7 protein-coding genes are annotated in these 12,193 nt (G+C 23.8%); 5 read left to right on the plus strand and 2 right to left on the minus strand.

Annotated features, from left to right (window positions below; translation table 11 throughout):
- The first annotated feature begins 81 nt into the window (after positions 1–81).
- From truA to lpdA, 5 genes are all read left to right on the plus strand, one after another.
- Entirely contained in the window at positions 82–894 is an 813-nt protein-coding gene (truA, locus tag D9V79_RS00680; protein WP_158351714.1) for a tRNA pseudouridine(38-40) synthase TruA, read from the plus strand.
- Between the two features lie 99 nt (positions 895–993).
- Complete coding sequence (gene secA, locus D9V79_RS00685; protein WP_158351716.1) at positions 994–3,507, plus strand: preprotein translocase subunit SecA; 2,514 nt, start codon at positions 994–996, stop codon at positions 3,505–3,507.
- Between the two features lie 524 nt (positions 3,508–4,031).
- Positions 4,032–6,698 (plus strand): pyruvate dehydrogenase (acetyl-transferring), homodimeric type, encoded by a 2,667-nt coding sequence (gene aceE / locus D9V79_RS00690; protein WP_158351718.1) that lies wholly within the window; start codon positions 4,032–4,034, stop codon positions 6,696–6,698.
- 12 nt (positions 6,699–6,710) lie between these two features.
- Complete coding sequence (locus tag D9V79_RS00695) at positions 6,711–7,943, plus strand: 2-oxo acid dehydrogenase subunit E2 (RefSeq protein ID WP_261978605.1); 1,233 nt, start codon at positions 6,711–6,713, stop codon at positions 7,941–7,943.
- A 120-nt stretch (positions 7,944–8,063) separates the two neighbouring features.
- A complete protein-coding gene (gene lpdA / locus D9V79_RS00700) occupies positions 8,064–9,494 on the plus strand; it encodes a dihydrolipoyl dehydrogenase (RefSeq protein ID WP_158351720.1) in 1,431 nt (476 codons plus the stop codon).
- A 118-nt stretch (positions 9,495–9,612) separates the two neighbouring features.
- Here the strand turns inward: lpdA and erpA are convergent, their stop codons facing one another.
- Both erpA and rsmH read right to left on the minus strand, forming a co-directional pair.
- Positions 9,613–9,954, minus strand: a complete 342-nt coding sequence (erpA, locus tag D9V79_RS00705) for an iron-sulfur cluster insertion protein ErpA (protein ID WP_158351722.1) — start codon at positions 9,952–9,954, stop codon at positions 9,613–9,615.
- 1,265 nt (positions 9,955–11,219) lie between these two features.
- Complete coding sequence (gene rsmH / locus D9V79_RS00710; protein ID WP_158351724.1) at positions 11,220–12,152, minus strand: 16S rRNA (cytosine(1402)-N(4))-methyltransferase RsmH; 933 nt, start codon at positions 12,150–12,152, stop codon at positions 11,220–11,222.
- Positions 12,153–12,193: the final 41 nt, after the last annotated feature.

Consider the following 12,193-nt stretch of genomic DNA (forward strand, 5'->3'; position numbering starts at 1 on the left):
AAAAAATTATATTTTTTATTTAATTTTATATTTATTATTTTCATCTTTTTATTATATTGAATGTTAAATATTATGTTTAATATGAAATATAATGTTTACAATTTTAAGGATAAATATATAAAAACGATAAAATTTGCTATTGGAATAGAATATGACGGTAGTAATTATCATGGATGGCAATATCAACAAAATGGAATATTAAATATTCAGTACGAATTAGAAAGAGCAATTTCTTTAGTTGCTGATCATAAAGTTCATGTCATATGTTCTAGCAGAACTGATGCAGGAGTACATAGTATTGGCCAGGTAGTGCATTTTTATACTATTGCAAAAAGAAAAAATATATCTTGGATTTTGGGTATTAATAATTATTTACCACGTGACATTTCTGTACAATGGATTAAACAAGTTTGTGATAAATTTCATGCACGATATAGTGCGATATCACGAAGTTATCGATATGTTATATATAATTGTGAGTATAGGTCGTCTATTTTTAGACATCAAACTAGTTGTTTATATAATACTTTGAATATTAAATTAATGTATCAGGCTAGTCGATGTCTTATTGGTGAACATGATTTTACATCTTTCCAAGCGAAACAATGTCAATCAAAAATACCTTATAGAAGAATTATTTATATGAATATTTTTCAGTATAAAATGTTTATATTTTTTGATATAGTGGCTAATTCTTTTTTACACCATATGGTAAGGAATATTGTAGGTTGTTTAATACAAATTGGTATCATGAAAAAAAAAGTTGGATGGATTCAATATCTTTTATTTAAACAAGATCGTAGTTTTTGTGCACCTACTTCTAGTCCTTCGGGATTATATTTGTTTTCAGTAAATTATCCTGATTATTTTCATATTCCTATGAGGTATTTTTAACTTGTCATAATTGTGTTTATCATATTATAGATGGATATTTTAGAATAATGATATTAATTGAAAATAAAATTATTTTTCATTAATTATATGAGAATATTTATGTTACTTAGATTATTAAAATTAATGTTTGGTAGTCGCAATGATAGAATACTAAATGAATTGTATAGTATTGTAAATCATATTAATAGTTTAGAAAAATATGTAGTTAAATTATCAGATCAAGAACTTCAGAATAAAACAGTATTATTTAAAAATGATTTACAGAATGGTAAAATTTTAGATGATTTATTACCAGAAGCTTTTGCGGTAGTACGTGAATCAAGTAAACGAATATTAAATATGCGTCATTTTGATGTTCAGATATTAGGGGGTATTGTTTTACATAATAAATGTATTGCTGAGATGTATACTGGTGAAGGGAAAACATTAACTTCGATATTGTCTATATATTTAAATGCATTGAATGGTAATGGTGTTCATGTTGTTACAATGAATGAGTATTTATGTAAACGTGATGCTGAAAAACACAGGATGTTATTTGAGTTTCTTGGTTTAACAGTAGGATTAAATATGTCAGGTTTGTCTATTGCAGACAAAAAAAAAGTGTATTCATCTGATATTATTTATGGTACACATAATGAGTTTTGTTTTGATTATTTACGCGATAATATGGTTTTTTCTAATCAGGATTGTGTACAAAATCAATTAAATTATGTTTTAATTGATGAAGTGGATTCGATATTGATTGATGAAGCCCGTACTCCTGTAGTACTTTCTGGTGCATCTGTTAATCGTTCTGAAATATATAGGAAAATTAATGATATTGTGTTGTATTTAACTATGCAAAAAAAATATAATATACAATGCAGTAATAAGATTGGACATTTTCATATTGATGAAGAAACTAGACAAATAAATTTAACAGAATATGGTTTTAGAATTGTGGAAAAATTTTTATATGATAGTTGTTTAATACATAACAATGATTCATTATATTCTTCTTACAATATTATTCTCATTCAAAATGTTATTGATGCTTTACGTGCACATAATATTTTTCAAAAAAATGTTGATTATATTATTCAAGATAATAAAGTTGTTATAGTAGATGAATATACTGGTCGTTTAATGGGGCATTATCGTTGGTCAGATGGTTTACATCAAGCCATCGAAGCAAAGGAAAAATTAAAAATATTTAGTGAAAATCAAATATTAGCATCTATAACGTTTCAAAATTATTTTAAGTTATATAAAAAAATTTCTGGTATGACTGGAACAGCATCTACTGAAATGTTAGAATTTAGTTATATTTATGATTTAGATACAATTATTATACCGACTAATCGTTCGATAATTCGAAAAGATTACTCTGATGTTCTGTATATTACTGTACAAGAAAAATATGATGCTATTGTTAAGGATATACAAAAATGCGTGTTTATAAATCAACCTGTTTTAGTAGGAACAATATCAATTGAAAAGTCAGAAATGATTTCAAGACGGTTGTTTCAGTTAGGGATTGAGAACAATGTTTTAAATGCTAAAAATGTTATTGAAGAAGCTAAAATTATATCACAAGCTGGTAAGTTGAGTTCAGTAACTATTTCCACTAATATGGCTGGTAGAGGTACTGATATAGTTTTAGGTGGAAATAAAAAATTGCGAATGGAATGTCATTCTGATCAGGAATATAAAATGCATCAGTTATCTTGGAAACGTGAACATGATTTAGTAATTTTGTCCGGTGGTTTACATATTATTGGTACAGAACGGTATGAGTCACGTCGTATTGATAATCAGTTAAGGGGTCGATCAGGACGTCAAGGTGATCCTGGTTCATCACGTTTTTATTTATCAATGGATGATACATTAATACGTATTTTTATACCGAATAAAATTAAAATTATGATAAGAAGATTAGGAATAAAAGTAGGATGTTCTTTAGAAAATTCATGGATTACCAAGGCTATTTATCATGCACAAAAGAAAATAGAAAATCAGAATTTTGAAATTCGTAAACAATTGTTAGAATATGATAATATTTTAAATGAACAAAGAAAAGTTATTTATAAAAAGAGATATGAAATAATTAGTACAAAAAATATTAGTTTTTTAATTCAAAATATTTTACGGGATGTTATATTAAATATTATAAATATATATTGTCCGAATAATATATTTTATAAAAAATGGAAAATTATCGATATGGTACAGATTTTAAAAACTGATTTTCACTTAATATTTTCTATTATATATCTTAATAAACATATAAATTTTTCTAATAGAATTATTTTTAATAAAATATATCAAGTAATTAAAAAAAAGTATTATTTTCATAAAATGAAAGATAGTTTTTTAAATATTTATGATATTGAGCGAAGGATTATGTTATTTTATTTAGATAAATTATGGAAAGAGCATTTATTATCTTTAGAATATTTAAAACGAAGTATTCATTTAAGAAGTTATGCACAGAAAGAACCTAAACAAGAATATATTCGGGAATCGTTTATTATGTTTACAAATATGTTAAATACATTAAAACATGAGGTTGTTTTACGTATTTTTGAAAAAATTTTTTTTTTTAAAATGTTTGTTAAAATTATTGTTTAAAGTAAATTGATATTGTTTTATGTTATTTTGATTATACATTACATATATTCTTGTTATGTTTATTTTTTTAATTAATATTAATAATTATAGTAATTAATAAAATATAATTTATATATAGTATAATTTAAATAAATTGTAAGACGTAAATTATATTTTTTATAATATTATATTTTATTATTCATTATGATAATATAATTTAATAAATATGAAAAATTTTTTATATTTAAATATATTAAGATATTGAAATTATATGTTTATTTATATATTATAAACATATGAGATAGTGTAATATTTTTTTTCTTTATTTATAATAAATATTTTGTTTAAATTGATTGAATTATTTTTTATTTTTGCATAATATTTAATTATTTTATAATTTATAATAAATTATTGTTGTAATAATATGATTATGAGTAAAATATTTTAATATTATTTTATATATATATTGATTAAAATATTTTAAAGAGTATCATGAAATAATATTTGCTAATATTAAATTAATTTTTAATTAAGGAGTTTCAAGGATGAAGAATCGTTTTTTTCACGATATTGATCCACTTGAAACTAGTGAATGGATCGATGCTTTTCAATCATTGATTGATCGTGACGGTATAGATAGAGCTAAGTTTATTTTTCAGTGTATTATGAAAAATGTAAAAAAATATGGAATTTTTATGGAAAGAGAAACATTAATAATGCAAGATTATATTAATACTATTTCTGTAGAACGTGAGTCATGTTATCCTGGGAATATATTAATAGAAAGAAATATTTGTTCAGCAGTACGGTGGAATGCTATTATTATGGTTCTACGTGCATCTAATAAAAATATAGATTTGGGCGGGCATTTATCTTCTTTTCAATCATCAGCAACAATTTATGAAGTATGTTTTAATCATATTTTTAAAGCATCTCAGAGTCATAAAAATGGAGATTTAGTTTATTTTCAAGGTCATATTTCTCCTGGAATTTATTCTCGTGCTTTTTTAGAAGGCAGACTAAGTAAAGAACAAATAGATAATTTTAGACAAGAAGTTCATCATCGCGGTTTATCTTCATATCCTCACCCAAAATTAATGCCTAATTTTTGGCAGTTTCCAACAGTTTCTATGGGTTTAAGTGCAATTAATGCAATTTATCAAGCTAAGTTTTTAAAATATTTAGATAATAGAGGTTTAAGATCAACATGTTCACGTACGGTATATGTTTTTCTTGGTGATGGTGAAATGGATGAACCGGAATCAAAAGGTGCAATTACTATGGCATCTCGAGAAAAATTAAATAATTTAATTTATGTGATTAATTGTAATTTACAAAGGTTAGATGGTCCTGTTTTTGGAAATGGTAAAATTATTTGTGAATTAGAAAATTTATTTTATGGAGCTGGATGGGAAGTAATTAAAGTTATTTGGGGAAGTCAATGGGATAATTTATTAAAACGTGATCAAAATGGTAAATTATTACAATTAATGAATGAGACAGTCGATGGGGATTATCAAAATTTTACATCTAAAAGTGGTGCATATATTCGAAAGTATTTTTTTGGTAAGTATCCTGAAACTTTAGAGTTAGTAAAAAATATGACTGATGAAGAAATTTTAAATTTAGATCGTGGAGGTCATGATTCGAAAAAAATTTTTTCTGCTTTTCAACAAGCAAAATTATCTAAAGAAAAACCTGTAGTTATTTTAATGCATACTGTTAAAGGGTATGGGATGGGGAATATTGCAGAAGGTAAAAATATTGCGCATCAGATTAAGTATATGGATGTAAAAAGTTTACAATATATGTGTGATCGTTTTAATATACCTTTTAGTGTTGAGGAGATTAAAAAACTTCCTTATATTACTTTTAAAAAAGGGTCTCCAGAATATAATTATATTCACAATCAAAGAAGAAAATTAGGTGGTTATCTTCCTTGTCGGTTGTCTAAATTTACAGAACAGTTAATATTACCCAGTCTAGATGATTTTAAGTCTGTTATAATTAAACAGAATAAAAAACTTTCTACTACTATGGTTTTTGTACGAATATTAAATATTTTATTAAATTTTGATTCTATTAAAGATAGAATTGTTCCAATTATTGCAGATGAAGCGCGTACATTTGGCATGGAGGGATTAATTAGAAAAGTTGGTATTTATAATTCTAATGGTCAAAAATACATCCCTCAAGATAAAGATCATTTGTTATATTATCGAGAAGATAAGAATGGTCAAATATTACAGGAAGGTATTAGTGAATTAGGTGCAGCGTCATCATGGTTAGCTGCAGCTACGTCATATAGTAATAGTAATTTCCCTATGATTCCATTTTATATTTATTATTCTATGTTTGGTTTTCAAAGAGTTGGTGATTTGTTTTGGGCAGCAGGTGATCAGCAAGCTCGAGGTTTTTTAATTGGAGCGACTTCAGGTCGAACTACATTAAATGGTGAAGGATTACAACATCAAGATGGACATAGTCATATTCAATCTTTGACAATACCAAATTGTATATCTTATGATCCTGCTTATTCTTATGAATTAGCTGTTATTATACAAAATGGGTTACATAGAATGTATGGTCAAAATCAAGAAAATATATATTATTATATTACTACTATAAATGAAAATTATTATATGCCTGATATGCCTATAGGTGTAGAACAAGGTATTATAAGGGGAATTTATAAATTGATATCATATGATGGTTTAAAAGGTAGAGTACAACTTATGGGATCTGGTGCCATTTTGAAAAGTGTATGTGAAGCAGCAATTATATTGTTAAATGATTATTCAATTGGATCTGATATTTATAGTGTGACATCTTTTACAGAATTAGCAAGAAATGGACAAGATTGTGAACGATGGAATATGTTACATCCTACAAGAAAGTTAAAAGTACCATATATTGCTAAAGTTATGAATTCTTTTCCAGCAGTTGCTGCTACTGATTATATGAAATTATTTGCTGAACAAATAAGAAATTATATTCCTGCTGTTACATATAGAGTATTAGGGACGGATGGTTTTGGGCGTTCGGATAGTAGAAAAAATTTAAGAAATTTTTTTGAAGTAAATTCATTTTATATTGTTATTTCTGCATTAACAGAATTATATAAATGTAATATTATCAATAAACAAATAGTATTAGATGCAATATCAAAATTTAATATTGACATTGACAAACATAATCCACGATTATTATGAGGAGAGAATTATATGATAAAAAATTATAAAATTAAAATGCCTGATTTGGGTATTGACAAAGTTGAAGTAGTCGAAATTTTAGTTAAAGTACATGATCATGTATCGAAGGAACAAGGTTTAATAGTTGTAGAGGGTAAAAAAACATCTATGGAAATCCCATCACCTTATGATGGTATTGTTTCAAAAATTTTTGTTAAAGTTTCTGATATTGTAACAACTGATTTTGTAATTATGTTAATTAAGGTTGAAAATGATAAAATTCAATGTAAAAAAACACAAATTACTAGTGATACATCGTTAAACAAAGCTGTTAATAATATTTGTTATAATCAATCATATAATCATGTACATGCTACTCCATTAATTCGTCGTTTAGCACGATTATCAAATATTGATCTTACGAAAATAACAGGTAGTGGACGAAAGAATCGAATTTTGAGAAAGGATATTGAGAATTATAATTTTAACATTAAAGATCAATTAAATAATAGTGGTACTAAAAGAATGAATAATATTAGTAATTTAGAACCATTTAATTTTGATCAGTTTGGTGATATTGAGATCATTGATATTGATAAAATAAAAATCATATCAGGTTCTTTTTTATTTAAAAGTTGGAGTACTATTCCGCATGTTACACAATTTGATGAAGTAGATATTACTGAATTAGAAGAATTTCGTCAAAAATGTAATAATATGCAAGATTTTAAAGACAACCGATTGACATTATTATCGTTTATTATAAAATCTGTTTCGAAAGGATTAGAGAGATTTCCTTATTTTAATAGTTCTATTTCTTTAGATAATAAAAAGATTTTTTTGAAAAAATATATTAATATTGGTATAGCAGTAGATACATCATATGGGTTAGTAGTACCTGTAATTAAAAATGTTAAAGGTAAAACTATATCTGAAATTGCTTATGATATTGCGAAACAATCAAAAAATGCTCGAGATAAAAAATTATCTATTTCTGATTGTCAAGGAGGATGTTTTACAATATCTAGTTTAGGTAATATAGGTGGAAAGTTTTTTACTCCTATTATTAATTCTCCTGAGGTAGCTATTTTAGGTATTTCTAAAGCTTTTTATCAACCGTATTGGACTGGTACAAAGTTTATACCTAGGTTAATGTTACCATTATCTTTATCTTATGATCATCGTATTGTGAATGGAGCAGATAGTGTAAGATTTATGACATTTATTAGTAGTGTTTTGAATGATTTAAGATTATTATTAGTTTAGTGTGTGTATATTTTTTGTTAATTATTTAGATAATAATATATTATTATAAATATATTAAATTATATGTTTAGAATGTATCGGCCATGATAATTTTATTTTATTTTTGTTAAAGGATTTGATATGATTCGAGATATTAATGCTCAAGTTTTAGTAATTGGTTCTGGTCCTGCAGGATATTCATCGGCTTTTCGAAGTGCTGATTTAGGATTACAAACAGTTTTAGTAGAAAAATATAGTTCATTAGGTGGTGTATGTTTAAATGTTGGATGTATTCCATCTAAGTTGTTATTACATTTTGCTAAAGTAATAAAAGAAGCAAAAGAAATATCGAAACAAGGTGTTATTTTTGGTAAACCAAAAATTGATTTTAGTTTAATAAAGTCGCATAAAGAGAATATTATTTTTAATTTATCTTCTGGATTACAGAATATGATGCAAAAAAGGAATATTGATTTGTTACAGGGAGTTGGTCATTTTGTAGATGAAAAAACTTTTTTAGTATCTAATGATACAGAACATGTTAATATACATTTTAAGAATATTATTTTAGCCACTGGATCTAAACCGGTAACTTTACCGAATATGCCTAATAGTCCGAATATATGGAATTCTACTCAAGCATTATCTTTAAATAGTATACCTGATCGTTTGTTAATTGTTGGATCAGGTATTATTGGATTGGAAATGGCAACTTTTTATAGTTCTATTGGTGTTAAAGTTGACGTTATTGATCGATGTAGTCGATTATTACCAGTGTTAGATATGGATGTTATAAATATTTTTCATAGATCTATAAAACAGGATTTTAATGTTTTATTAGAAACTGAAATATGTGATATTGTTTTACACAATAATGGAGTTTTAGTAACTTTAAGTAATAATGATAAAAGAGAAAAAGTTTTTTATAATTCTATTTTAATTGCTATTGGTCGTACATCAAATATACATGACTTAGGAATTGATACAGTTGGAATTAAAGTGGATCAAAATAATTTTATTATTGTAGATAATCAATTACGTACAAATGTTTCTAGTATTTATGCTATTGGTGATGTTATTGGGGAACCAATGTTAGCACATAAAGGTATGCATCAAGGTCATATTGTTGCAGAAGTAATAGCTGGTTATAAACATTATTTTGATCCTAGAGTGATTCCTTCAGTAGCATATACTGATCCTGAAATTGCATGGGTTGGTATTAATGAAATGGAAGCTATTAAACAAGGTATTGATTATGAAGTGTCTATTTTTCCTTGGAAAGCATCTGGAAGAGCAATTGTTTCTAATTGTTCAAATGGAATGACAAAATTAATTGTTAATAAGAAGAATAATAAGATTATTGGTGGTGTAATTATTGGTCGACAGGCTGGAGAATTGATATCTGAAATTACTTTGGCAATTGAAATGGAATGTGATATGGAAGATATCTCTTTGACAATACATGCTCATCCTACATTATATGAAACAATAGGATTATCTTCTCAGATCTTTCAAGGTAGTATTACAGATTTAATAAATTTGAAGTGTTTACGTATGAAACAAGATATTTAAAATAATTTTATAGATCATGATTTATTACATATATGATACAAAGTTTTTATAAAATATTATTTATGTATTAAATTTTATGCATATGATTTTTTATATTTTATAGTTTTGTTATAATTGTTTATACGCTAAAAGATAAACCACATCCGCAGGTAGTTTTTGCATTAGGATTAGAAACTATAAATTTGGATCCTGATAATGTTTCTTGGTAATCGATTTTTCCTCCTATCAAATATTGAAAACTAATAGGATCAATAACTATAGTAAATGGATATTTTATTATTATATCATGACTATTAATTTTTTTATCTATTTTGAAGTTATATTGAAAACCACTACATCCCCCGCCAGTGATATAAATTCGAAATTGTGAATATTGATTTTTTTTTTTTCCAAGTAGTTTATTTATTTTGTTTAATGCTGATTGAGTAAATTGTAATTTAAATTTAGATGTGTTAATCATATATGCTCTTTATTATTAATAATAGGATTCATTTTTAATATTTATATATTTATTGTATAATAAAGATTTTAATAATAACTTTTTAATTTTTTATTTTTATAATTAATTATTTATATATTTATTATTTTAATTTGATGATTAATATAATTTTATAATATTCTTTTATATTATTATGAATATTATTTTTGATAATTGTCGTCAAAATATTTTATATAAAATTTATATTTTTTATTTTAGTATTATATATTTTATTTAAATGTTTAATATTTGATATTATAGTTATATTTATGATGAAATAATTTTTTATTTTTTATGATAAGTATATTTTATTATATATTATTATAGATGTAATTTTATTTTAAAATATTTTTTTATTTTATGTATTATAATCTTTATTGTAAGGTAATATTTATTTTGTAATTTAATATTATGTGTAAAAAATTGATTTTATGTTATTTTTTATATACATTATATTTTATATATTTTGTTTTATTAGTATTATTTAATATACAATTATAATATTTTTATTAGTGAATAACATTTGATTAGAATATCAATTTTTTTTAAGATATTGGTTTACTTAATAGTGATGTAATTATAAAATGATTATTTTTTAACTATTAATATGAAGAATTTTAAGTTGTTGTATTAGATTGATGTATAGTGTAGTTTAATGATATTGGTAATATATTCAACATCATGCAATTTTATTTTTTATATTTTATAGTATATGTAAAATATTTTATTATATTATATATCGTTTTATTTTTGTTATGTTAATATTTTATAAATTTATTATTTATAATTTATTTTGTTTTGATATTTAATAATTGATAAATAATATATGATATTGTAAAGTATTGAACTATATATAATTTTTAATCATAATTATTTATTTATGTTATTTGATTATTTTAATATATATTCAGTGATAGTATTGTAATTATTTAATAATTTTGTATTATATATTCTGATTTTATTATATTTTTTTTTATTATATTTTTTATGCAAATATGTTTGAAAATATTAATTCTTTATTTTTTATGGTTAATTAGTTTTATAAGTGATAATTATTTTTGAATTTTAGAAATTATTTTTTGGTATTATGTTTTTGATATTATATTATTATATTAATAATTTTATTTTTATTAATATTTTATTTACTACATTGTGTAGTATCATGGATGTGTATATTTGAATCATTATGATATATAAGATATTATCATTATTTTATTCAATAATTTTTTTGTTATATTATTAATTTACTATTCTATTAGTTGTGCAGTTCTTAAAATAGCACTTCTTGATCGAGGATTTTGTATCATTTCTTGTGGACTTGGGAAAATTCTTTTTATATTTTTAATTTTTTTTATGTTTAATTGATTTATTTTGTTTTCTGTTATAGGTAAATTATAAGGTATATTAACATTTTGACTATGTTGGATCATAAATTTTTTTATAATTCTATCTTCGATAGAATGAAAACTAATAATGACGATTTTACCGTGTGAATTTAAGATATTTAATACTTGTTGAAGAAATGTTTTAATTTCATATAATTCTTGATTAATAAATATACGAATAGCTTGAAAACTACGTCTTGCTGGATGTTTATATTTGTTATATGGAACAATGTTTTGAATGATTGCAGATAATTCTTGAGTTGTATTAATTGGTTTAATATTTCTTATTTTTACAATTTTATTTGCAATTTTTTTTGCATATTTTTCTTCTCCTAATGTTTTTAATATATATGCGATAGTATTTTGATTACTAGTGTTAATCCATTGTTTTGCAGATGTTCCGTGGCAAGGATTCATACGCATATCTAATGGTCCGTTAATTCGGAATGAAAATCCTCTTTGAGGATTAAAAAGTTGCATGGATGATGGTCCTAAATCTAATAAAATACCATCAATTTTTTTATAAATATTCATATTTTTAGCGTGCATAGTGATATTTGAAAATTTGTCTTGTATAATATGAAATCTAGAGTCAAATATTTTTTTGGCAATATTTATAGCATATGGATCTTGATCAAAAGAGTATAATTTACCTTGTTTTCCAAGATGTTTTAAAATATTTAAAGAATGTCCTCCTCCTCCAAAAGTACCATCAATATATATTCCATTTTTTTTAATATTTAAATATTTTATAGCTTCATGTAATAGTACTGTAATATGTTTTTGGTTTTTCATAGTGTAGTTTTAATTAAATAAATACTTTGTATTTTTGTTTA

This window comes from Buchnera aphidicola (Stegophylla sp.), assembly GCF_005080785.1.
Classification (GTDB): domain Bacteria; phylum Pseudomonadota; class Gammaproteobacteria; order Enterobacterales; family Enterobacteriaceae; genus Buchnera_L; species Buchnera_L aphidicola_AQ.